The organism is Rhizobium sp. WYJ-E13, assembly GCF_018987265.1.
In the GTDB taxonomy this organism is placed as follows: Bacteria; Pseudomonadota; Alphaproteobacteria; order Rhizobiales; family Rhizobiaceae; genus Rhizobium.
Map to the genome: position 1 here is coordinate 2,078,729 of NZ_CP076853.1, position 22,884 is coordinate 2,101,612.

The 22,884-nt window shown below is 62.0% G+C and carries 25 protein-coding genes and 1 pseudogene; 19 read left to right on the forward strand and 7 right to left on the reverse strand.

Features of this window, described 5'->3' with window-relative positions; all coding sequences use genetic code 11:
* The first annotated feature begins 149 nt into the window (after positions 1 to 149).
* Positions 150 to 1,499, forward strand: a complete 1,350-nt coding sequence (locus KQ933_RS10455; protein WP_216758704.1) for a chloride channel protein — start codon at positions 150 to 152, stop codon at positions 1,497 to 1,499.
* A gap of 106 nt (positions 1,500 to 1,605) precedes the next feature.
* On the opposite strand, the gene KQ933_RS10460 is transcribed toward KQ933_RS10455, so the two are convergent.
* Together KQ933_RS10460 and KQ933_RS10465 are read right to left on the reverse strand one after the other, a co-directional pair.
* On the reverse strand, positions 1,606 to 2,316 hold the full coding sequence (locus KQ933_RS10460; protein ID WP_216758705.1) for a phosphatase PAP2 family protein: 711 nt from the start codon (positions 2,314 to 2,316) through the stop codon (positions 1,606 to 1,608).
* Between the two features lie 199 nt (positions 2,317 to 2,515).
* Positions 2,516 to 2,968: an Lrp/AsnC family transcriptional regulator gene (locus KQ933_RS10465; RefSeq protein WP_183806270.1), complete on the reverse strand. Its 453-nt coding sequence runs from the start codon at positions 2,966 to 2,968 to the stop codon at positions 2,516 to 2,518.
* A 119-nt stretch (positions 2,969 to 3,087) separates the two neighbouring features.
* Between KQ933_RS10465 and KQ933_RS10470 the strand changes: the two genes are divergently transcribed.
* The 3 genes from KQ933_RS10470 to KQ933_RS10480 all read left to right on the forward strand — a co-directional run bounded on the left by KQ933_RS10470 (position 3,088) and on the right by KQ933_RS10480 (position 6,166).
* Complete coding sequence (locus KQ933_RS10470) at positions 3,088 to 4,065, forward strand: nucleoside recognition domain-containing protein (protein ID WP_216758706.1); 978 nt, start codon at positions 3,088 to 3,090, stop codon at positions 4,063 to 4,065.
* A gap of 183 nt (positions 4,066 to 4,248) precedes the next feature.
* The gene (locus KQ933_RS10475; RefSeq protein ID WP_216758707.1) at positions 4,249 to 4,641 is read left to right on the forward strand and encodes a hypothetical protein; all 393 of its coding nucleotides are present in this window, start codon (positions 4,249 to 4,251) and stop codon (positions 4,639 to 4,641) included.
* Positions 4,642 to 4,819: 178 nt separating this feature from the next.
* Positions 4,820 to 6,166: a carbohydrate porin gene (locus KQ933_RS10480; protein WP_216758708.1), complete on the forward strand. Its 1,347-nt coding sequence runs from the start codon at positions 4,820 to 4,822 to the stop codon at positions 6,164 to 6,166.
* Positions 6,167 to 6,199: 33 nt separating this feature from the next.
* Here the strand turns inward: KQ933_RS10480 and KQ933_RS10485 are convergent, their stop codons facing one another.
* A complete protein-coding gene (locus KQ933_RS10485) occupies positions 6,200 to 7,087 on the reverse strand; it encodes a hypothetical protein (protein WP_216758881.1) in 888 nt (295 codons plus the stop codon).
* 317 nt (positions 7,088 to 7,404) lie between these two features.
* Between KQ933_RS10485 and KQ933_RS10490 the strand changes: the two genes are divergently transcribed.
* The 4 genes and pseudogenes from KQ933_RS10490 (at position 7,405) to KQ933_RS10505 (ending at position 9,314) form a co-directional block, all read left to right on the forward strand.
* Complete coding sequence (locus tag KQ933_RS10490) at positions 7,405 to 7,620, forward strand: hypothetical protein (protein ID WP_216758709.1); 216 nt, start codon at positions 7,405 to 7,407, stop codon at positions 7,618 to 7,620.
* An 81-nt stretch (positions 7,621 to 7,701) separates the two neighbouring features.
* Positions 7,702 to 8,493, forward strand: a complete 792-nt coding sequence (locus KQ933_RS10495; RefSeq protein ID WP_183735808.1) for a potassium channel family protein — start codon at positions 7,702 to 7,704, stop codon at positions 8,491 to 8,493.
* A gap of 46 nt (positions 8,494 to 8,539) precedes the next feature.
* Positions 8,540 to 9,004, forward strand: a pseudogene (locus KQ933_RS10500) (LysR family transcriptional regulator); the annotation flags it as partial.
* A gap of 172 nt (positions 9,005 to 9,176) precedes the next feature.
* Positions 9,177 to 9,314: a hypothetical protein gene (locus KQ933_RS10505; RefSeq protein ID WP_216758710.1), complete on the forward strand. Its 138-nt coding sequence runs from the start codon at positions 9,177 to 9,179 to the stop codon at positions 9,312 to 9,314.
* A 237-nt stretch (positions 9,315 to 9,551) separates the two neighbouring features.
* On the opposite strand, the gene KQ933_RS10510 is transcribed toward KQ933_RS10505, so the two are convergent.
* From KQ933_RS10510 to KQ933_RS10520, 3 genes are all read right to left on the reverse strand, one after another.
* Positions 9,552 to 9,851 (reverse strand): HigA family addiction module antitoxin, encoded by a 300-nt coding sequence (locus KQ933_RS10510; RefSeq protein WP_216758711.1) that lies wholly within the window; start codon positions 9,849 to 9,851, stop codon positions 9,552 to 9,554.
* A gap of 47 nt (positions 9,852 to 9,898) precedes the next feature.
* Positions 9,899 to 10,183 carry a type II toxin-antitoxin system RelE/ParE family toxin gene (locus KQ933_RS10515; protein ID WP_216758712.1) on the reverse strand — a complete coding sequence of 95 codons (285 nt, stop codon included), beginning with the start codon at positions 10,181 to 10,183 and terminating at the stop codon, positions 9,899 to 9,901.
* Positions 10,184 to 10,293: 110 nt separating this feature from the next.
* A complete protein-coding gene (locus KQ933_RS10520) occupies positions 10,294 to 11,034 on the reverse strand; it encodes a phosphatase PAP2 family protein (RefSeq protein WP_216758713.1) in 741 nt (246 codons plus the stop codon).
* Between the two features lie 306 nt (positions 11,035 to 11,340).
* Between KQ933_RS10520 and KQ933_RS10525 the strand changes: the two genes are divergently transcribed.
* Together KQ933_RS10525 and KQ933_RS10530 are read left to right on the forward strand one after the other, a co-directional pair.
* Positions 11,341 to 12,033 (forward strand): response regulator, encoded by a 693-nt coding sequence (locus KQ933_RS10525; RefSeq protein WP_216758714.1) that lies wholly within the window; start codon positions 11,341 to 11,343, stop codon positions 12,031 to 12,033.
* Entirely contained in the window at positions 12,030 to 13,199 is a 1,170-nt protein-coding gene (locus KQ933_RS10530) for an ATP-binding protein (protein ID WP_216758715.1), read from the forward strand. Before KQ933_RS10525 ends, KQ933_RS10530 begins: the two co-directional genes overlap by 4 nt.
* 21 nt (positions 13,200 to 13,220) lie before the next feature.
* Here the strand turns inward: KQ933_RS10530 and KQ933_RS10535 are convergent, their stop codons facing one another.
* A complete protein-coding gene (locus KQ933_RS10535; protein ID WP_253958315.1) occupies positions 13,221 to 14,171 on the reverse strand; it encodes a DUF535 family protein in 951 nt (316 codons plus the stop codon).
* Between the two features lie 394 nt (positions 14,172 to 14,565).
* Between KQ933_RS10535 and KQ933_RS10540 the strand changes: the two genes are divergently transcribed.
* The 9 genes from KQ933_RS10540 to KQ933_RS10580 all read left to right on the forward strand — a co-directional run bounded on the left by KQ933_RS10540 (position 14,566) and on the right by KQ933_RS10580 (position 22,770).
* Positions 14,566 to 14,805, forward strand: coding sequence for a hypothetical protein (locus KQ933_RS10540; protein WP_216758717.1), 240 nt, complete (start codon positions 14,566 to 14,568; stop codon positions 14,803 to 14,805).
* A 15-nt stretch (positions 14,806 to 14,820) separates the two neighbouring features.
* Positions 14,821 to 16,506, forward strand: coding sequence for a portal protein (locus KQ933_RS10545; RefSeq protein ID WP_216758718.1), 1,686 nt, complete (start codon positions 14,821 to 14,823; stop codon positions 16,504 to 16,506).
* Positions 16,506 to 16,859, forward strand: a complete 354-nt coding sequence (locus KQ933_RS10550; protein WP_216758719.1) for a hypothetical protein — start codon at positions 16,506 to 16,508, stop codon at positions 16,857 to 16,859. The genes KQ933_RS10545 and KQ933_RS10550 overlap by 1 nt, the downstream gene beginning before the upstream one ends.
* On the forward strand, positions 16,843 to 17,550 hold the full coding sequence (locus KQ933_RS10555) for a hypothetical protein (RefSeq protein ID WP_216758720.1): 708 nt from the start codon (positions 16,843 to 16,845) through the stop codon (positions 17,548 to 17,550). Before KQ933_RS10550 ends, KQ933_RS10555 begins: the two co-directional genes overlap by 17 nt.
* A gap of 6 nt (positions 17,551 to 17,556) precedes the next feature.
* Positions 17,557 to 18,591: a major capsid protein gene (locus KQ933_RS10560; protein ID WP_216758721.1), complete on the forward strand. Its 1,035-nt coding sequence runs from the start codon at positions 17,557 to 17,559 to the stop codon at positions 18,589 to 18,591.
* Between the two features lie 103 nt (positions 18,592 to 18,694).
* Positions 18,695 to 19,105 (forward strand): Bbp16 family capsid cement protein, encoded by a 411-nt coding sequence (locus tag KQ933_RS10565; protein WP_216758722.1) that lies wholly within the window; start codon positions 18,695 to 18,697, stop codon positions 19,103 to 19,105.
* A complete protein-coding gene (locus tag KQ933_RS10570) occupies positions 19,098 to 19,421 on the forward strand; it encodes a hypothetical protein (protein WP_216758723.1) in 324 nt (107 codons plus the stop codon). Before KQ933_RS10565 ends, KQ933_RS10570 begins: the two co-directional genes overlap by 8 nt.
* A 178-nt stretch (positions 19,422 to 19,599) precedes the next feature.
* The gene (locus KQ933_RS33410) at positions 19,600 to 21,414 is read left to right on the forward strand and encodes a hypothetical protein (protein WP_253958316.1); all 1,815 of its coding nucleotides are present in this window, start codon (positions 19,600 to 19,602) and stop codon (positions 21,412 to 21,414) included.
* A gap of 276 nt (positions 21,415 to 21,690) precedes the next feature.
* Complete coding sequence (locus KQ933_RS10580) at positions 21,691 to 22,770, forward strand: acyltransferase (protein WP_216758724.1); 1,080 nt, start codon at positions 21,691 to 21,693, stop codon at positions 22,768 to 22,770.
* Positions 22,771 to 22,884 lie beyond the last annotated feature (114 nt).

Here is a 22,884-nt window from a genome sequence, read left to right on the forward strand (position 1 = left end):
GATCTCAATGCCCGCAGGGGGCAAAGCAGCCTTTCCAGACTGGTGGCAGTTGCTACCGGATTGAGCATATTTCCTGAATCAACAGATGATCTGCGGCATCGTTTGCGGTTATACCGGGCGGCCCCAAACCGCGTAACACAGAGTCCGCCATGCCCCTTCCCTATCGCAATTCCAGGCTGCTTCGCCGTTCCCGTGTCATCTGGGGATCCTTTTCGCTCTGGCGGCCGCGGCTCGTCTTCTGGTGCGGGGCGCTGGCGATCGGGCTTGTCAGCGTCGGTTTTGCAAGGCTCGCCGATCTGGCGCAGAGGGCCTTCGGCAGTCTCACATCCTCGGGCGAATGGTCATTCCTGCTGCCGCTGATCCTGAGCCCGCTCGGCTTCATGCTCTCGGCCTTCCTCGCCGCCAGGCTGTTTCCCAATTCGCAGGGCAGCGGCATTCCGCAGGCAATCGCCGCCCGGCATCTGCGCCATGAGGAAGACCGCACGCGGCTGCTGTCGCTGCGGATCGCCGCCGGCAAGATTGCGCTCACCGTCCTCGGGCTCTTCAGCGGCGCCTCGATCGGCCGCGAGGGGCCGACGGTGCAGGTCGGCGCGTCCATTATGCTGGCGGTCGCCCGGTTCAGTGGCATGGCGCAGGCGCGCGGCCTGATCCTGGCGGGTTCGGCAGCCGGCATTGCGGCTGCCTTCAACACGCCGCTTGCCGGTATCGTCTTTGCCATCGAGGAAATGAGTCGCACCTATGAATCGCGCGCCAATGGCCTGGTGCTGACCGCCGTCATCCTCTCGGGCCTTGCCGCCCTTGGTCTTGCCGGCAGCTACAATTATTTCGGCGAAGCTTCCGTTTCGCCAGCAGGCCTGAGCGACTGGGGGCTCGTGATCGTCTGCGGCATCGGCGGCGGCGCGCTCGGTGCTGCCTTCAGCGGCTTTGCCCTGCATTTCGGCCAACGCATCCGCCGCTGGGCACAACCGCAGCCCTTGCCGCGCATGGTCATGCTTGCTGGCATTTGCGGACTTGCAGTCGCCGTGATCGGCATCGCCTCTGATGGCACGACCTTCGGCACCGGTTATGACCAGGCGCGCGGCGCGGTCGAAGGCCATGCGCTGCCGCCCTTCTTCTTCATCGAAAAACTTATCGCCGGTTTCCTGTCGATGCTGTCAGGTATTCCGGGCGGCATCTTCGCCCCTTCGCTTGCCGTCGGCGCCGGCTTCGGCAGCACGGTCGGCTCGCTGCTCGGCACCAGCATCGCGCTGGCCGCGATCCTCGGCATGACCGGCTATTTCTCCGGCGTCGTGCAGGCACCGATGACGGCCTTCGTCATCATCCTCGAAATGACCGGCGACCATCAGGCCGTCATCCCGATCATGGCCGTCGCCATGCTCGGCTATGTCACCTCCCGCCTCCTTTCGCGCGAGCCGCTCTATCACGGCCTCTCGCGCGTCTTCATCGCCGCCGCCGTCAGGGCGCGGCGGGCGATGGAACGGGAAGAGGCTGCGGTCTAGAGCACTTTCGTTTTCTTCGAATCGCGAAAGTGCTCTATCTGCTTGTTTTTACGCAATTCCGGACGCAAATCCGCTGCACACTTATGCTGGAATTGCCCTAGAGCCGTCACGACCGCTCGCTCTGCACCTCATCGGCCGTCCGCGCGATGAACCGCTTCGAGACCAGCCAGCACAACAGCGCCCAGAGCGCGCCGGCGACCCAGCCGGCGAGCACATCGGTCGGATAATGGACGCCGAGATAGATGCGGCTGAGGCCGATGATGACGGCAAGGAAAATGCCAGCCCCCATGACGAAGATGCGGGTCGCACGGAAGCCCTGCGTGCGCGCCAGAAGCGCCCCGAGCGTGAGATAGGTGACGGCCGAGACCATTGCATGGCCGCTCGGAAAGCTGAAATCGTTGACGTCGACGAGATGCGGCACCACGTCCGGCCTGGCGCGGGCGACGATGATCTTCAGCCCCGTGCTCGCCAGCCAGCCGCTGAAAACCGATAGGAACAGGAAGACGGCAATTGTGGTCCTGCGGTCGAGCAGCAGATAGACGGTGGCCAGCAGCGTCAGGATCGCCAGCACGGTGACGCCGCCGAGGCTGGTAATGTCGCCCATCGCGTGGACAAGCCATGACGGGCCGATCGGCTGGCCGAGATCGCCGGGCTGGCGCAGCCAGAGCAGGATCGTCTGGTCGAAGCCCTGCGTCTCGCCCTCCAGCACCTCGCTCGTCAGCTGCTGCAGCAGGAAAAGGCCGCCGGCAAGGCAGGCGAAGGTGATGAGCGTCATCGGCTCATATTGGTTCAGCCAGGTCTTGATACGCTGCTGCATTCTTCTCCCATCCGAGATATCACGCACCGGGAAAGCCCCGGCGCAGGAACTCATCAACTGTGTTCAGTGGTTTGATTTTGCAAGGGGGTCCAAAGGACGTGTCGAGACCCGTGGCTCGACCCCGGTCGCGTTTGGGCAGGGTTCCCAGCGTCATGCAGCACCTTCACCTTCGGTCGCCACCCCGCCGCCAGCGAACCGATCAAAGCCTGATGGCAGTCTCCTCTTTCGCCGTCCGGATAACGATCATGGTGAAATAGCGGGCAACGTTGTTCTCGTCGCGGAAAAGGCGTTCGCACAGGCTATCGAACTCCTCCATATCGCGCAGGCGCAGCATCAGGACGACATCGGTTGCACCCGTGACGGAATAGGCCTGCGACACGGCCTCCTCGGCGATGGCGATGTCGAGAAAGCGGCGCATATGCGCCTCGCCGTGCAGCTTCAGTTCCACGGTCACCAGCGCCTTGATTCCACGTCCGGCTTTTGCCGGATTGAGGATGGCGACGATGCGGTCGATGACTCCAGATTTGCGCAGCCGCTGCACGCGGCGCAGACAGCTGGAGGGCGCCAGCCCCACCTCGTCGGCCATCTCGATATTCGTGCGCGATGCGTCGCGCTGCATCAGGTTCAGAAGTTTTCGGTCGATACGGTCCATTCCCGCAGCTTATCCGCCAGACACGCCTTTGCAATAAAATTGCAAGACGCTGCAATCTTTGACCGAAAATTCGAAGCGAACGGGTTTAGCAGATGGAGACATCGCAAAAGGAGTCTCACATGTCGTTCCTGTCGTTCATCCGGCGCAACACCAGCCAGACGCTGGGTATCTACTGGGTGCTTGTCCGCATCACCGTTCCGATCGCCATCCTGACGGAGCTTCTGTCGCGGATGGGAGCGGTCAAGGCGGTTGCACCCGCCTTTGCCCCTGTGATGAACCTGATCGGCCTTCCCCCAGAACTGGGACTGGCCTGGCTGACGGGCATGCTGGTCGGGATCTGGGGCGCCATTCCTCTCGTCTTCACCCTGATTCCCGTTTCCTCGCTCAGCGTCGCCGACGTCACGGTTTTCTCGGCCCTCATTCTGTTTGCGCACGGTCTGCCGATCGAGCAGAAGATTATCCAGAAGGCCGGTCCCGGCATGATCGCGACGACGGTGCTGCGCATCGTGGGCGGCCTGCTCTATGCCTTCATGCTGCACCATGTTCTCTCGGCGACGGGCTGGCTGTCCTATCCGGTCGATCCTGTCTGGCTGCCGATGAGCGCGACGCCCGACTGGGGCGATTACGCCTGGGGCCTTGCCGAGACCATGGTCTGGATGCTCGTCATCCTTCTTGTCCTGTCCTGGGGCCTTGAAATCCTCAAGGTGACCGGGCTCATGGAATGGATGATGAAGGCTCTTTCGCCTGTGCTGCGTCTTGCCGGCATCCGCGGCGAGGCCGGACATCTGACGGCGATCGGCCTGTTTCTGGGCATTTCCTACGGCGCCGGCCTGCTGATCCGCGAGGCGCAATCGGGCTCGGTGGCGCCGCGCCAGATCTTTCTGTCCTGCGTGTTCATGGGCTTCGCGCACAGCGTGATCGAGGATACGATCGTGGTGATGTCGCTCGGCGCCAATCTGCACGGCGTCCTGACCGGCCGGCTCGTCTTCGCGGTCGCGGCATGCGCCGTCATTGCGGCCCTGCTTCGCCGCTTGCCCGACAAGGCGTTCTTTGCGCAAATGTTCCGGATGGGAACCATGGAGGCCGCGCGCCGATAGACACGATCACATCGGTCTCACCGAACTTTGTACTCACCTCTTCATCTACTGCTTTCTCGACCTTCGTATAGTTACAAATCCCGGCTAACCCGGTGATCCTGATGCGGCTGAAGAACAGTCGCCGCCTGTCGCCACGGGAGCCTCTCCTGTTCAGGCACGGAGCAGCGGCGGAAAGGACCAAAAATGTCTGGAATGACGAAAAGCCTCGTGATCTCGTTCGGCCTCGCCCTGATCTCCCTATCGGTTGCAGAGGCAAAACCCATGTCGCCTGCCACGGTCGTGACAAGCGGACAACACAAGCTGTTGGCGGACGATAGCGGCCGATCGCTTTACACCTTCGACAAGGACCAGCCCGGCAAGTCCGAATGCACACTGCTCTGCGCCCTCGCCTGGCCCCCCTTCGAAGCGCCGGCCGGCGCCAAGGCCTCCGGTCCCTGGAGCATTGTCACGCGGCCGACCGGGGTAACCCAGTGGGCCTACAAAGGCTCGCCGCTCTACACCTATCACTTCGATTCCAATCGTGGCGATATCCACGGCGACGGGGCCGAAGGCGTTTGGCATCTTGCCAGGCCGTGACGGCATAACGCGTATCGAACTGGCGACAGGGCAAGTCGAGTCTTCTATACTGCCTCCGACAAACTTGCCCTGCTGCGCGATTCGTTCCAATGATGGCAAGCTCATGTTTGCGCCAAAGGCGCTGTAGGTGAGCGCCTTTGCATCCTCCCAAATCAGAGCCTGCGGAAAAGGGAAGAGAATGAAAAAGGTACCCGCCGCCCTTGCATTTGCGATTCTTGCTTACGGCGCGGGCGCACGGGCCGACGATATGGCCCCGCCATCCTATGCCGATACGACACTGACCGGCGATTGGCACGGCTATCGCAATTGGCTGCGGGATCAGGGCGTCACCATCACGATGTCGCAGACCAGCGACGTGCTCGGCAATGTATCGGGCGGTGTGAAAAGGGGAACGGCCTATGACGGTCTTTTCCAGTTGCAGGGCGATTTCGACATGGGCCGGTTGGCAGGCTGGACCGGCGGCAGCATTCATATCTCCGGTTATGCGATCCAGGGTCAGGGCCTGTCGGGCAAGGATGTCGGCAATCTTCTGACCGCAACCTCTGTCGAGGCCGATCCCGGCTTCAGGCTGGGCGAATTCTATCTCTCGCAGAGCCTCATGAACGATAAGGTGACGGTGAAGCTCGGGCAGATTCTGGCGGACCAGAATTTCGCGATCAGCAGCACGGCCAGCCTTTTCGTCAACTCGACATTCGGATGGCCCGGCATTTTTGCCGCGGATCTTCCAGGCGGCGGACCGGCCTATCCCTTCGCCGTTCCGGGCGCCCAGATCATCGTCAAGCCTGACGATGCCTGGACCCTGCAGGCCGCCGTCTTCAATGGCAGCCCGACCGGATCGGACCCGGACGGCAATGCAAACGGATTGGGGTTTCCGCTTGGCGATGGCGTCTTTGCGATTGCCGAGGCGGCCTATGCCTATACGCCTGGAAATGGCGATTGGGGCTTGCCGGGCACCTACAAGATCGGCGCCTGGTACAATTCCGAAGAGTTCGACAGCCTGTCCACCGCATCGAACGGCGTTTCGCTCGCCGATCCCCTGTCGAGCGGCAGCCCGCGCCGGCTCTCGGGCAATTTTGCGGTCTATGCCGTTGTCGATCAGACGCTGTGGCAGGAGCCCGGCAGCACGGATAGCGGCCTGAATGGATTCTTCCGCGTTGCGGTCGCGCCGCAGCAGGACCGCAACAGCATGAACTGGTATTTCGACATGGGCCTTGCCTATAAGGGGCTTCTGCCTGGCCGCGACGATGACACCGCCGGCGTCAGCTTTGCCTATGCCAGCATGAGTTCGGGCATGTCGGATCTGGCAAAGGCCGAGAATGCCTTCTCCGGGACGTCGCAGCCGGTTCCGAGTTCCGAGGCGGTGATCGAAGCCACCTATCAGGCTGCGGTCACGCCATGGCTGTCGGCCCAGCCCTTCTTTCAATATGTCATTCGACCGGGCGGCAATGCAGCCGATCCCGACAAGCCCGGCTCGCGGATCGAGAATGCGGCGATCTTCGGGTTCCGGGCCGTTACAACCTTTTGAGAGGGCGGCGCCCTTTCAGGCGCCGCTCTCCCTTTACACCAGCGGCCTGCGGCTCGTCGCCACCAGATCCTCTTCCTCATCCCGCTGATGCCCGCCGAACGCGGCAGCCGCAGCGGCGATGAAGGCGCCGACCAGCAGCGACAGCGAGCCGATCAAGGCCGAGGTCGCCGCAGCCTTGCGGGCCTCGTCGGCGGCAGCCTGCGCTGCGACCTTGGCGTCTTCGATCTGCTTCAGCACGGTATCGACCCGGGCGCGGGCATCGGCTTCGGAAAGCCCGGTGCGGGCCGAGACGATGCCGGCAATATAGGTCTTGTCGCCATCCGGCACCGAGCCGTTGACCGCCCCCTGCAAGAGGATGCGGGAGATTTCGGCAGCAGCCGCGCCATTGTCCTCGCTGGCGCGATTGGCGATATTCTGCGGCCGCAGCAGCGCGTCGGTGAAATAGGCGGTGGATAGGCCAGGCCCCGTCGAATCCGTGTCCGAAGCCGAGGCGGCGGCCCCGCCGGCGACGCCGGCCGCCATCGCAGCCTGGCCGGCAGCACTCGCCCCAGCGCCTGCAAGCGAGGTCAGCGACGATGCCAGGAAGCCGGCGACGAAGACGGTCGCGAGCGCCCAGCTGAGGAACCCGTGCGCCGTATCGCGGAAGAACACCTCGTTGGTATGGATGGCCGCCCACTTGGTACGCAGCCGTCCGGTCAGATAGCCGCCGAAGGCCGAGGACAGCCATTGCACGACGACCAGCCAGATCGCAGTGACGCCGACGGTTGTGGCCGAGCTGCTTTCGCCCGACCAGGGGGAGACCATCGTCAGACCGACGCCGGAGCCGAGCAGCAGCAGGATGAGCGTGATGCCCGTCGCCGCCACGGCGCCGCCGATGATCGGCCCCCAAGCCATGGCCGATTTCGATGATTCGACCGGCATCACACCGGTCCGCCCGCTTTCGAGGCCGGAGCCTCCGATAACGGTTCTGTCTTCAGCAAGAGACATGGCAGGCTCCTATCGCATGAAGAGAACGAGCAGGATGACGATTGGCAGCGGGATACCCAGAAGCCAGAGAAGAATACCGCGACCCATTTGAAAATCCTCCGTGAATTGAATGTGTTCGCGAGGACCGAACGCCGGCGGATGCTGTTTGTTCCTGAGGCGGACGTGGCGCTGGAGACAAGCCCTCGAATCTACCCCTCGATGGAACAGGCGAGTCCGCCCCGCGTTGCGTTTTTAGAGAAAAGGAGCGCCTCATGGCCCAGAAGACAAAACCGCTCGTCGAAGTCGCCGCAAAGACCGAGGACGGCCGCGTGCCGCTTGGCATCATGAACACCAAGCAGGCACTCGACCTGCCCGACGAGCTCGATGTGGAAATCTCCCATCCGGACAAGGAGCCCGGCGCAACCGATCACTTCATCGACAAGGAAGAGCTTCGCAGCGTCGGAAGAAAGGCCCGTGGCAAGCAGTAAGCCATGGGCTGCGAGCGGTTGAGGATTTCTCCTTGGATTAACCGCCGTTGATACCTGCGGCAAGCGAGCTATCTCGCCTGCATGGATCATCTCTTCGACGACGACACGCATCACAAGAGCCTGCGCGCGGGACTGCGACGCATCGAGCGGGGCGAAGGCCGTAAGGCCATGCTCCTGCAATTCGTCTTTACCGTCGTCGACATCGCCATCCTCGCCTTCTTCGTGCTCGGCCCCTATTTCCGCGCCGCCCCCACCTATCTCGTCATCGACTACGTCATCGCCGTCTGGATCGCCGCCGAGACCGCGGCGCGCGCCATCGCGGCACCCTCGCTGCGCAGCTGGATCCTGCGGCCGATGACCTGGATCGATTTCATCGTGCTGGCAACGCTGCTCTTCCCTAATGCGCTCTTCAACTTCGCCTTCCTGCGCGTCATGCGGCTCTGGGCGATCGGACGAAGCCCGCTGCTGAAGGTGGCGCTGCACCGGATGGGCTGCGGCTACGCGATCGATGTTGTGCGCGCGGTGATCAATTTCCTGGTCTTCCTCTTCCTCGTGACGGGCTTCGTCTACACCTCCTTCTTCTACAACCAGCCGGGCGGCGAAGGTTTCGTGGACGCGCTCTATTTTACTGTCGCGACCGTGACCACGACGGGCTTCGGCGACATCACACTGCCCGGCACGCTCGGCAAGCTCACCTCGGTAGTGACCATGATCGTCGGCATCTCGCTCTTCGTGCGCCTGGCGCAGGCGGTGGTGCGGCCGCACAAGGTGACCTTTGCCTGCCACCGCTGCGGCCTGCAGCGCCACGATGCCGATGCCGTCCACTGCAAGGCCTGCGGCGAAGTCCTCAACATTCCCGACGAAGGCGCGTAGGCCGAACGCGGCACGCTGAAAAGCGAGGATGGTCCTGGGCCGTGCCTACCGCGAGGCGCATCTCGCCATCATGCATGGCAGGCCGGAGCGCGGCAATTTCGCCACGCGCCGCTCCGTCTCCGTCGCTCACGCAGCCTATCAGGCCGCCACTTTCAGCCCCGCCAATCACAACTGGATTTCGCTCGGAACGGAAATTGCGACGACACCGGCCGACAAATGGACCTTCGAGCAGCCGGACCACTGGATCACCAGCTGGACGAACACGCCGCTGATGCTGCTCCATCTCATCCGCGGCGGCGCCGGCCGCGGTCTGCTGCCCTGCTTCATGGGCGATGCCGAGCCCGGCCTTGTCCGCGCCGGGCCGGTGATAGACAGCCTGACCTATGACATCTGGATCACTGTTCACGAAGATGAGCGTCAGCGGCCGGAAGTGCGAACTGTCATCGACAGGCTGAGCGCACTGTTTGCCGCGCATGCGGATCTCTTCGCGGGCAGATGCGAGCGCACCTGAAAAGGCGTCAGAGGGCGGCGGGTGCTGCTCCATGCCTCGGCCATTGCGGCAGTTGCACGGCGGGGTGCGCCACGCCCTCGCCAGCCGCGCACTATTCGCCCTCACCCCAAAGCGGAACGAACTTCACGCCTCGACTGTTACTCGACCGACAATATTACGAACGGAGCGCCCCATGCGACTATTGATGATAGTCCTGGCAGCAATGATCGCATCGGTCGTCGGCATATTGGGCGTCCAGATGTTCGATCGCGGCGGCAGCGGCAAGAGTGAAACACCACCAGCGGTCATCCAGCAGCCGGAGCCGAAATAGCGCCGCGCGGCTATTCCCTCGCTCAGCGCGAGCTTCTATCAAGGCGGTCTCGTTGGAATCCCTTTGCCGCTGGAATCCTACCGAGCTACTGCATAAGTGTTACAGCGTCCTTTGCGCGTCTTAAAAGACGCGCGGCGCTGTAATGAACCGGCTGGACGCGATCGCACGTCTCTAGAGCAGAGCTTTCGGAACGAAGGTTTGGCCCCTATCGGAATAACAGAGGGCCACCAGCCTGCCTCAAGCCGCGTGGCCGATTTCCTCGATGGCGTCGAGCTCTTCCTGCAGGGCAGGCGCTTCAACGCCGAGATCGTAGCTGGACTGCAGGTTCAGCCAGAAATCCGGCGTCGTGCGAAAGTATTTGGCGAGCCTGAGAGCCGTATCCGTTGTGACCGGGGTCTGCTCGGAGGCAAGCCGCTCGATCCTCGTGCGGGGAACATTCAGCTTTCGCGCGAGCGCACCGGCGCTCAGGGCGAGAGGTTTGAGATATTCCTCGCGAAGAATTTCGCCGGGGTGAACGGGCGTAAGAATTTTCAGCATTTTCTTACAGTGCCTCCTGGCAAAAAGGGCAAAATGACATCAAGCCCTCAATGGTGGTCAACGATTTCAACATCCTCAGCGCCGGCTTCAGTCCAAACGAAACATATGCGCCATTGATCATCGATTCTGATCGAATGCTGGCCTTGCCGATTGCCTTTCAGCGCCTCCAGCCGGTTGCCAGGAGGAGACCGAAGATCGTCCAGCACGGCTGCGGCATTCAGCATTGCCAACTTTCGCTGCGCCACACGCATGAGATCGGCCGGAAAACCTTTAGGCGCCTTCTGCGTGGTCGCGACCGTTTCCGTCATCGCAGTCTTGAACGATCGGATCACAGCCATCTCCTGAACGCACTTGTATCATAGCGCGATACGAGCCAGCGTCAAACGCAATGTATCACAACACGATACAAAGAACGGCTTCGCGCCTCCAACCATTCCCCGCCTCACCGCCAAAGCTTTTCTTCCGTATACACATCCATCCAGCGCCAGACCCAGGCCATGGCGAACATCGTCAGCAGCCATCCAAGCACGACGTCCGAAAGGAAATGAGCGCCGAAAATCACGCGATTGAACGCCACGAACAAGAGGCAGGGCAACAGTAGTATCGCGGCCGCCCACCTGAGCCTGGCGGGCACCAGAACCAGCAGCGACAGTGACGCCGCCGCGGCTGAAGCCTCGCCGGACGGGAAGGAGCAGTTGCGGCTGCACGCGGCGGAAAACTGCCACACCGGCGTAAAATCCATGGTTCCACCGAACTCGGCAAGGTCATGAGGCCGTACGCGCCCGATGAGAACCTTGAGCGTCTGGACCGTGAAGAGCGGGCCTGCGACAAAGCTCAGGAGCACGAACAAGGGCTTCTCGGGCGAGCAGAACCGCATGCGTTCCGGCAGAAGCATCCGCAGCGCGATCAGCACGATCATCGAGCCGATAAGCCAGGGTTGTGCGAGGCGGCTGATATCCCTTACCGCCAGCAGGAACGGATCGTCGGCCAGAATGAAGATCTGTCCGCTGGCAAACCAGCGCGAGACGATGAGATCGAGATTGGGAAAGACGACAAAGACGAAACTGACCCAGACGATCGATGTGCCGATCGCGGCGAGCGCCCGGTCAGCCTCGGATGGCGTTGCCGGCAAGCCCACGCCGCTGGAGGCAGAATTCCAGGAATCGAACACAAATTTTCGCATGCCGGCATCTCCGAAAGCTGCAGCATCGGCCCGAAAATCGGAATCGATTTTCGGAAAGCCTGATGCGCCAAATCAAAGGGTTAGAGCGTCCGTTGCGCGTCCGGACGGAGGCGCGGCGCTCTAATCGGCGGCAAGCTGATTTCGAATTGTCAAGAAATGGCGAGGAAGCGATCAAGGCGCTGTTGAGAACAGGTTGGGTGGTCGCTAAAAGCGCGCTTGCAAATTGCAGAAATCTCCTCCGTCCGCGATGGTGGACGTCCGGCGGCAAAGCCGGCAAAGGGAATTGAACAACCGCAGGGCATTGGGGTGGATAACAGTCTCGTTCTGATCGTTGAGGATGAACCGGCAATCGCGCAGATACTGGAAGGATATTTGTTGCGTGACGGGTTCCGTACCGTTCGCGCCGGCGACGGCGAAATAGCGCTTCAACATCATGCCCATCTGAAACCGGATCTTGTGCTGCTTGACGTGCGCCTGCCGAAACTCGACGGTTTCGACGTGCTCGCGCGCCTGCGCCAGGTCGGGTCAACGCCTGTCATCATGGTGACGGCCATTGCCGACGACATCGACCGGTTGGCTGGTCTGCGCCTCGGTGCCGACGACTATGTAGTCAAACCGTTCAACCCGCAGGAGGTCGTGGCCCGGGTCAAGGCCGTCCTGCGCCGGACGCGCGGAGAACACGCCAACGTCATCAAGCGGTTCGGACCCATAGAGGTCGATTTCACCAGCCACACAGCGTTTGTCACGAGCGACGAGCGCCGCACGCATCTATCCCTGACGCTCAGCGAATTTCGAATTCTCGCCTATATGATCCGCCACCCGACCCAGGCTTTCGCGCGCGCCGATATTCTCGACGCCTGCCTGCCGGAAAGCGACGCTCTGGTGCGCACTGTCGACACGCATATCTCCAACCTTCGGCGCAAGCTGGAAGAGTTGGGGCAGAACGGCTTCTTTCCTGCGGTGCCGGGAATTGGCTATCGTTTTTCGGATCCAAGATGAAGATATCAAGGCTCCCCTCGCTGCCGCTGGCAACGGTCACCGCCGTCACCATCGGCGTGATGCTGCTTCTCAGCGTCGGCATGACCTATCTCGGGGCCATATGGTATTCCACCTATCTCGAGGAAAGCATTATTGAAAACCTGCCGCCGAGAGCCGCGGCTGCTTATCGCGATCTGGACAATGGCGTCGTCCCCGACCAGGATTCGCTCAAGCTCCTCCTCGCCAACCTCAATGGGCTGCAGGAAGAACAGACAGATTTCCAGCTCCAGATCCTGATTCTGACCTGCGGCCTGCTTTCGGCCCTTGTCTGCGCCATCATCGGGATATTTCTGGCGCGGCGGATCGCAAGGCCTCTCGCAGAACTCACATCTGCTGCCGAAGGCCTGAAATCCGGCGACTTCTCAGTGAGCGTCGCTGCCTCGCGCCATGCCACCCGAGAAGTCTCCAGTCTTATGGACACCTTCAATGCGCTCGCAGCCAGCCTCGACAGCATGGAAAAAAGGCTGCGCTTCAACAACATGGCGGTCGCCCACGAATTGCGAACGCCACTGACGATCCTGCGGGGTTCGTTGCAGGGCATGCTTGACGGCGTTTTTCCGATGGACCGGAAGATAATCTCCGATCTCCTGGTCCAGGTGGAAGGCCTCGGGAGAATTGTCGAAGATCTGCGCACCCTGTCGCTGGCGATCGGTCAGAAACTCGTCATGGAGCGTGAATGGATCGACGTGTCGCAGGTGGTGGCAGCGGTGCTGACATCCGCCAAACCCATGCTGGAGACGAGCACGCTGACGCTTGAAACCGGGCTGCAACCCGCCTTCCTGTCGGTCGACTCCCCGCGCATTCGCCAGGCCGTGCTGGCACTTCTGGAAAACGCCTGCCGATACGCGGCAGACGGCAACTGGCTGCGGTGCGAAACGGAGCAATTGCCGGATGAGAGCGTCGTCATCCGTTTTCTGGATAGAGGTCCCGGATTTCCTGAAGGACTGGATGCGGTGGCCACGAACCCCTTCTGGCGCGGCGATCCCTCACGGTCTCGCGCAACGGGCGGTACGGGACTGGGACTATCGGTGGTGCAGGCCATCGCGGTTGCCCATGGCGGACACCTCGAATTCGCAAACCGGGAAGGCGGCGGCGCGTTGGTCGCAATCCACCTGCGTCCTGCGTGAGGCGCACGAGGCCCAGCCCCCTCAATGGAACAATTCGCCGATCATGTGGAACCGCGATTTGCTCCGGCTGCGCCCGTCCGTTCCGCCGATTGCTGACTTGGGCACCCTGAACCCGTAGATCTCTTCGGGCTCGGCAGAGCGCTCGGCCCAGAACGTGTCGATCGCCGACAGCATCATCGAGCGCCGTTTGCGGCGGCGGTACTGGATCGGCTGCCTGGCCCGCGAGACGGCCAGGAAATACGCCATGCCGCCTTCTACGGTCAGCCCCTGCAACACGATCAGGATAGCCTCCTTCGGGCGAACGCCTCGGAGATCGCGGGTCGCCTCGACGATCAGCCGCTTTCCATTGCGGGGCCCCTGCATGCTGCCGATGACGAAGGTGTAGCCGCCCTCAGAGCCCTGGCGAAGGAAGGTGAACCTGCCTGTGCACAGGAGAGCCTTGTCGCGTGTGCGGACAAGCTCGACGGCGAAGCCCCCTTCGTGACGTCCGCCGCAAAGATCGGCCAGTGCGATGCGGCACGTATAGGTCTCGTTGCGGCCGTTCACCACGCCGATATCGAGCCTTTCCCCCTGCCACAGCCGCATCATGGTTTCCCTGGCCAGGATCCTGTCTGCGACAAGGAAATGCTCGACGACACGTGCGAGCCGCAGGGATTTGGACATCCCGTAAACCAGGAACTTCGACAGCGGCTTCTGCAGCAAGGCGTCATGCGGGGCCGGAAACGCCCGTGCCGCTGCAAAACCCGCAAGGAAGCGCCACCAGCGGATGGTGAGGAGCGGATGGGCGGCAAAGCGAAACCAGAACAGGACGCCGCGCTTCCAGCGGGCTCGCAGAACGAAGGTCAGTATTCTCCACAGGACGAGAAATCGGAACTGCCGTGGTCCGTCAGCGATTTCGGGCGCTGAGTACGGACGAGGAGTGGCGGAAATTTCGCCTTCTGCCGCTGCGGCGATCACTTCATTCTGGATCATATTGTAAGCCCGCCGAATATGGTTGCGGCCAACCATCTGCGGCGGGACTATCAAGATCGTGGCAAGAAACCGTGGCCATCGCGGGAAGAGCGGCCGGGATGGCGGCCTGCTCAGGTCCTTGAGCGGGCGGGAAACTTCAGCGTTTCAGGTTGGCGTCATCCAGGTCGATACGGCCGGGGTTTGATCGAAGCCATCTACCGTGTGGCCCCCTCATCCGCCCTTCGGGCACCACACGGCACAGTCCAGCCTCTTCACATTAGCGAACATCCGTCGCCACCCCATGTCACCCCCACAACCTTTCACCCCGCAGGCTGCCTCCCATCGACGCCGAACCGGCTGGAGGCCACCCTCCTCCACCCGGTCCAACCGCTCAACCCTCACGATCGGATGACCCATGTGCATGTTCTCCTCGCCGCCGAAAGCCGAGCCGCCGCAGGCGCCGCCCGAATACGCCCAGCAGAAGACGCCCGATTATGCCGCCGCCCAATCCACCGCCGCACGCCGCGCCTCGGACAAGGTGAAGGGCGCGCCCTCCACCATCCTGACCTCGCCCTCGGGCGCACCTGTTCTCGCCGATACGCAATCGCCGTCGCTCTCGGGCAATACGCTCAAGAAGACGCTGCTCGGGCAATAGAGGCTGACATCATCTATGGAAAATCCTCGTCGCGACAACGAGACGCAAATTGCCTATCACCGCCGCCGGCTGGCGGAGCTGAAGGAGGTTCGCCAGCCCTGGGAGGCCGAATGGCGGGCGCTGGCAGAGCATATCGAGCCGACGCGGCTCAGGCTGCATTCCGACCGGGAAGGCCCGCGCTCGCGCGACAAGATCATCGACAGCACCGGCAGCCATGCCTATGAGACGCTGAAGTCAGGCATGCATTCGGGCCTCACCTCGCCTGCCCGGCCCTGGTTCCGGCTGACCACCTTCGATCCCGATCTGAAGAAGCAGGATTCCGTCAAAGTCTACCTCGCCGCCGTGCAGGACAAGATGCGCGAGGTCTTTGCGGCGTCGAACCTCTACCGCGCCTTTCATATCGGCTATGGCGATCTCGGCCAGTTCGGCCAATCCGTCGCCATTCTCGTGGAAGACGAGGAGACGGTCATCCGCGTGCAGCAGCTGGTGCATGGCCGCTTCTGGATCGCGAGGGATCACAAAGGCAAGGCCACCACGCTTTACCGCACCTTCCGCTGGAGCGTGCAGCGCATCATCGAGCGCTTCGGTTATGACAATGTGCCGGAGCGGCTGCGCAGCCTCTATGACTCGTCGAAATATGGCGAATGTTTCGACGTCTATCACGCCATCGAACCGCGCTATGACCGCGACCCAAGGCTGATCGACAAGCGCAACAAGGCCTTCCTCTCCAATTACTGGATCGACGAGCTCGGCGGCGATCTGCTCGAAGAAAGCGGCTTCGACTCCAACCCGATTATCGCGCCGGCCTGGGAGCTTTCCGAAGACGATCACTATGCGCTCTCGCCCGGCCAGAAGGCGCTCGGCGATATCAGGATGCTGCAGCTCGAACAGACGCGAAAGCTCGAGGGTATCGACAAGAAGGTGCGCCCGCCGATGAACGCGCCGACTTCGATGCTGAACAGCCCGGCCTCGCTGCTGCCGGGTGCGGTCAATTACGTTGATGACCCCACCGGCAAGGGGTTCCGCCCGGCGATGGAGGTGAACCTCAGCCTGGCGGAACTGCGCGAAGATATTCAGGAAGTGCAGAACCGCATCGAGAAGACCTTCTTTGCCGATCTCTTCTTCGCCATCACCAATATGGAAGGCGTGCAGCCGCGCAACCAGTTCGAGCTGACGCAGCGCAAGGAAGAGCAGTTGCTGCAGCTCGGCCCCGTACTCGAAAACGTCTTCGGCGATCAGCTCGGCCCGACCATAGACCGCACCTTCGATATTCTGGCGGCCCGTGACGAGCTGCCGCCACCGCCGCCGGAGCTGCAGGGAACCGAGCTGAAGGTGGAGTACATTTCCACGCTCGCCCAGGCGCAGCAGGCGGTGGCGACGGGCGCAATCGAGCGTGGCGTCGCCTTCATGGGCCAGGTCTCGGCGGTCAAGCCGGAAGCGCTCGACAAGCTCGATGTCGACGAGGCGATCGACCTCTATTTCGATGCGATCGGCGCCCCGCCCTCGATGATCCTCGCCGACGACAAGGTGGAGGATATGCGCGCCCAGCGGGCGCAGCAGATGCAGGCGGCACAGACGGCGCAGATGGCCTCGCAGGTGGCGCCTGCGCTGAACCAGGGCGCCAAGGCGGCACAGGTGCTGGCCGATGCCAATGACAACCCGAATGGCGCAGCACTTCTGCGCCAGCTGGGGCTCGCCTGATGGATCATTTTAAGGATCAACCATCCATCCCCCAGATCATTGAGCGAGACGAAATCACGATGGCGTTTCGCGAGGTCTTCGCGACCGCCTCCGGCAAGCGTGTGCTGTTCTGGATGCTGGAACAATGCGCCGTCTACCAGGAGGCCTATGCGGGAGAGCTTGGCAACGCGACGCATTACACGCTCGGAAAACAGGGCGTCGGCCGCCGGCTGATCGCCGAGCTCGATCGCATCGACCCGACGCTCTATCCGCGCCTGCTGCTCGCCGTCGCGGATCTCAAGGCAACAGACAAGGCAGCGGCGGCAAGCCGCGCCGAACAAGAGGAAGGCGAAGACCATGATATCGATGCTTAGCAGGATCTCCTTTCCGATCGTTCTGCGCAGCGCCGAGGGAACCGGCAGCGGTGGCGGCGATCTGGGCGAAAGCGCCGCACCGGAGACCATTCTGTTTCCGGATGATGCGTCATCACCGGACGGTGACAACGGTAGCGACGATCATGCCGACGCTGCCGATCATGACACCGGCAAACCCGACGATACCGCTGATAATGACCCTGATGATCGCGTCCCCGACGATGGCCGCTATTCGCTCACCATGCCCGAGGGCATCGAGGTGGATCAGGAACTGATCGATGCCCTCGGCCCTGATTTCCACGATCTCGGCCTGACCAACCGGCAGGCACAACAACTGGCCGACCGCTTCATCGAGATCCAGGGCCGGCGCGGCAAGGCGGCCAGCGAAGCCTGGGCCGGCCGCGTTCAGGGCTGGGCGGATGAAGCGCGCAGGGACCGCGAGATCGGCGGCGCAAAATGGGGCAGCACCGTGGGCTCCGCCCAGCGCGCGCTTTCCCGCCTCGGCACGCCGGCGCTGCGCGAGTACCTGAATACCAGCGGCGGCGGCAACCACCCCGAAATGATCAGAATTTTCGCAAAGGTCGGATCGATGATCCAGGAGGACAACCCACCGAATGGCGGCGCGGGCGGAAACGGCAGGAAAGCCGAAACCGCGCACCTGATGTTTCCCAAAGACGCACCGAAGGGCTGATAAGACATGGCCACCATTGGCAGCTACTACCCCAATCTCGTTGACGCATTCAAAGGCTCCGCCGAAGGCGCCGTCATCGAGCTTCTCTCGCAGCAGAACCCGATCCTCGACGACGCGATGGCCGTCGAATGCAACATGGATGCCGTGCACCGCCATATGGTGCGCACCGGCCTGCCCTCGGTCTCCTGGGGCCGGCTCTACCAGGGCATCAAGCAGTCCAAGGCCACCATGCAGCAGGTGGACGATACGACGGGCTTCGTGCATGCCCGCTCGGAAATCGACATGCGCCTGCTCGATCTGGCCCCCGACAAGGCCAAGGCCCGTCTCGTCGACACCATGCCCTTCATCGAGTCGCTGAGCCAGGAAATGGCGTCCGGCCTTTTCTATCATGATACGGCAACCACGCCGGAGAAGTTCAAGGGCCTCTCCGCCCGCTACTCCGCCTATAACCCCAACCTGCCGAACGTGGCGCAGCCGAACATCGCCAACCAGGTGGTCAATGGCGGTGGCACCGGCGCCGACAACACTTCCATCTGGTTCGTCACCTGGGGCGACCACGCCACCCACCTGCTCTACCCCAAGGGCACCAAGGCCGGCGTCAAGATCGACGACAAGGGCGAGCAGCGCGTGCTCGATGCCAACGGCGACCCCTACTATGCCAAGGAAACGCTCTACACCTGGCATATCGGTGCCGCCGTCAAGGACTGGCGCTACAACGCCCGCGTCGCCAATATCGACGTCTCCGACATGATGGCCGGCAGCGTCGATCTCTGGTCGCTCTTGCGCAAGGGCTACTACCGCCTGCAGTCTCGCCGCCTGAACGCCAAGGCGAGCCGCATCGCCATCTACATGAACAAGGATGTTCTCGAAGTGCTCGACGTGCAGTCGTCAGACCGCGCGCTGACCTCCGACCGGCAGAACACGGTGCACCTGACCACGCAGTTCGTCGAGGGCCAGGAAGTGAAGTTCTATCGCGGCATCCCGATCCGCGAAACGGACGCCATCCTCAACACCGAAGCCGCCGTTCCGGCGCTCGCCTGATCGTCTTCCTCAAGCCCGCCGTGATGAGCGGCGGGCAACCCTCTCTTTCACTGCCCGATCCGCGACCAACGGGTAGCGGGCGAATCCCAGAAAGGTACATCCCATGATTTTCGACCGGCAGACGCTGCTTTCGGACGCACAGGCGATCACCACAACCGGCCCCAGCACCAATGTCATCCATCTCGGCCCGATCAAGGCCGGCCTCACCCGCGACATCGGCAAGGGCGAACCGATCCCCTTCCTGATGCAGGTGGTGGAAAGCTTCAACAACCTGACCTCGCTCGCTGTGATCATCCAGACCGACGACAACGAGGCCTTCTCCTCGCCGAAATCAGTGATCACGACGACGCTCAACCTCGCCGATCTCAAGGCTGGCAAGATCATCCCGCCGAGCCATATTCCGCGCGGCACGGACGAGCTCTACCTGCGCCTGCTTTATACCGTGACCGGCACGGCCCCGACCACGGGCAAGATCACCGCCGGCTTCACCGCGGGGGTTCCCTCGCATGGTTGATGTCGTGGCCATCGAGCCAGGCTATTTCGGCGGCGCCAGGCGCGACCCCGGCGAGCGTTTCAGCGTGGCCGACGCGCTCTGGAAGGACGAAAAGCGCCGCCCGAAATGGGTGCGTCTTGCCCGATCCGGCGACAAATCAACCGGCAAGGCGGAAGCGGAACCGGCCGATAAAAAGCCATCCGCAAAGCCCGCCAAACCCACCACGCCTCCCGAGCCTCCCGAGCCTCTCGGCAACGGCGTGCAGGAAGCGCTCGGCGGCCCCGCCCCGGACTGGATGCCGCCGGAAATCCAGGACTCCTCCCAGCCTGTCGATTGACCCCCTCTGATCGACAGGCCACCTCTGGGGCGCCGTGCGTCCATTCGGACGCACAAAGGACGCTCCAGCTCTTTTATTCGACGCATCAGGCTTCCGAAAATCGATTCCGATTTTCGGGCCGATGCCGTAGCGGCTTCGGCCGCTCCTTTTTCTCTTCGAGCGAAGGCAGAGCGCAGCGATGGCGAAACTCTATAATATGCAGCGCGTCCAGGGCGTCGTCATCGTTCCCGACGGCACGCGCATGTTCAACAACCGCCCTGTCATCGGCATCCGCGATGTGGGCGACACCACCCTCTTCGTCGATAACAAGCCTGTCCTTGGCGTCGAGATCGTCACCGATGGCGCGACCGTCCATAACGATCTGCCCGTGCTCGGCGCCGTCAGGATATCGGATGGGCGCAGCCTCTACGGCAATGCGCCTGTTATCTCCGTCAAGGGCGGTGGAGAACCCGTCGACCCCGAGCGCTATATGTTCTTCGCTTCTCGTGGCTCCCGCATGCCCTCGGGTTATGCCGTCGATACCACCAGCATCGGCTTCACCTATTTCGCCAGCAAGCTCAAATTCGGCAATGCGCCCTACAAGACGAAGGCGCCGCGCTTCCACTTTTCGGGCTTTGCCATGAACGAGGGTTTCGGTCCGCAGGAAACGATCGTGGCCGGCAACGATGTGGTCATCGACGGCGTGGACCTCGTCGTCAAGGGCGTCACTTACCAGTCGGACTTCTCCGGCAATCCGGGGGCGACGATATCATCGGGCTCCAAAGGCGCTTTCTGCGACTTTCCGGCCTTTACCGGCGAGCTCGACCCGCTGGAGGATTTCCTCGTCATCACCCGCTGGCACATCGCCTCAGTCGGCCAGAAATTCATCGGTCCCGCCCGCATCCAGAAGCACCGGGGCGAGAAATACTGGGCCGCAGCCGACGCCGCAGCCCTCACAGCCCTCATAACCTCCGATGCGCCCACGACGGCCATCCTCGACAATTTCTATGCCGTCGCCCCCGGCAACCAGACGAACAGCCAGCTCATCTGCTACGGGCCGGACCTCATGCTCGCCAAGGGCGGCTGGGACGGCAGGCCCGTCGTCCTCGGCACCGGCGACAGCATCGGCTACGGCCGCCAGGAAGTCTCCGCCTCTGCCGATCTCAGGGGCAATCTCGGCTGGTTCAGCAAATGGCTGGATCTCGACGGCGGCCCCGGCCGCATCCCCCATCTCTTCATCGGCTGCCCCTCGGCGCAATCCGCCCGCGAGCTGGCGACCAGCGCACTGCTGCGCTGGGATATCCTCGATGACATCAAGGCCTTCAACGGCGGCAAATATCCCTTCACCATCGTCATCAACCAGATGGGCACCAACGACGCCAACACCACGACCTCGACATGGAAATCCCGTCTGGTCAGCCTCATTGGTCGCATCAAGACGCGGCTCGGAGCCGACATGAAGGTGATTCAGTGCACCATTCCGCCGCAGAACAGCTCCACCGCCGCCTATTCCACATCAGCCGCCATCACCGTCAGCGCTCCCGTCTGGACGACAGGACGGGCGAGCATCAACGACGATATCCGCACCAATAACGGCTTCGGCCACGACGGCTATCTCGATGTCGACCAGGCATGGACCGACCCGGCAAACCCCGACAAATTCCGCGCCGCCGTGGATCTCGGCCAGATCGGCACCCTGCTCTCCGTCACGCCGGGTGACGGCTCCAGCACGCACCCGACGGGAACGGCCGATTTCCAACCGAAGATCGGCGATGCCATCCTCATCGAATACCAGCCGGGGCTTTATGCGAACCGGGTGGTGATCGATGTCAGCGATGTTGGCAATGGGACATATTTCGTGACCTTCGCCAATACCTACAACACGGCGTTTCAGGCCAATGCCCGTGTGTATTGGGCCGTGAGTTCGGAAGGGATTCATCCACAGCCCGGCTATGTGGATCATTGGATCGTGCCGAGGTTGGCGCAGGCGGATAAGGGGAAGTTGGTGGGGTGATGGGGCGGCGTGCGGAGCGGGAGGGCGGACTGCCGCGCCTGCGAACCACGCATCATCGCCGGGCTGACACAACAACGCCGCGGGCCTGCGTTAATACGACAGAGCTTCTTCCTTCCAGTAGTGCAAATCCCATCGCCTTTTCGTCAGGAGTACTGCGGCATCGCAATGGGATGAATTTGCAACCTGATCTGATTTTTTTGCAACCGGCGAAGGATTCGTGTTTCACCCGGCTATTCGCCAGTGTAAACACCCCCAGTGAAGGCGAGGGTTCATTTGATGGCAAAAAAAGTAGAAATTCGCGCGCTGACAGGTTTTCGTGGTGTCGCCGCATTAATCGTAGCCTTATATCATTTTTCTCGAGCGTTAGGGAGCGACCGGATATTCTCGGTAGGGCCAGGCTACATCGCAGTTGATGCTTTCTTTGTGCTTAGTGGATATGTGCTCGCCTATAATTATGCCTCGATTTTTTCCGCCAGATTTAGCTCGTCCGATTATCGAGAATTTCTAATAAAACGCGTATGCCGAATATATCCCGCCTACCTCGCGATACTCTTGATAGCCGCGATGAAACTGCATCTGAATATGGGCGGTGGCGAACAGGTCGCTCTTCAAGCGTGGGATGCGTTCTGCAATATCTTCATGCTGACAGGATGGGGGCTCCATGCGACGCCGATCATCGGGGTCTCGTGGTCGGTGAGCGCGGAGTTGTTTTGTTACATTTTGTTCCCGCTCATCGCGCTGATAGCGGCCCAAGGTACGGCGATCCTGGCCGTCATCGCCGTTGGCACGCTGGCCGTTGTCGTTTGGCTATCTCACATGGGCCTCGGCGTGCAGGGACCGATGGACATCGTATCACCTGATCACTCCTTCTCCCTGATCAGGGCGCTTTGCGGCTTCATTCTCGGCGTCATCGGCTACTCGCTCTCTGAGCGGGCGGGCTCTGGGCGGCTGCGGATGGCAGACTATCTTCTCCCGGTTTCCGTTGTGGCACTGGCCCTGAGCTGGCTGTGGGATGCCACTGATCTCCTGAGTTACCTGATCATCGTACTGATCGTCTGGCTGATTGCCCAAGGGTCAAGGGTTGGAGAAGGGCTGTTTGGCAACAAGCCTGTCTATTACTTGGGCCAAATTTCCTATTCGCTTTACCTGATCCACCCGCTGCTGGTTTCCGGCTTCACCAAGATCGCCAAGCGACTGTCACCGTCGATCGGGTTGGAGCTAAGTGTCGCTCTGGCTTTGTGTGCCTATCTCGCCGTTGCGATTGCGCTGGCTCACCTATCCTGGTTCGTTTTCGAGAAGCACGGACAGCGTGTGATGCTTCGCATCCTGATGCCGGGCCGACGCGCTGCCGCCTAGATCTGCCCGATCCCCGTCATCTGTGGATAGAAGACCGGGCAGACCAACGCACACGGGCCGAGTTCGCGCAGACTTCAATCCACGATCCAATGCGGCTCCAAAGACATCGACAGG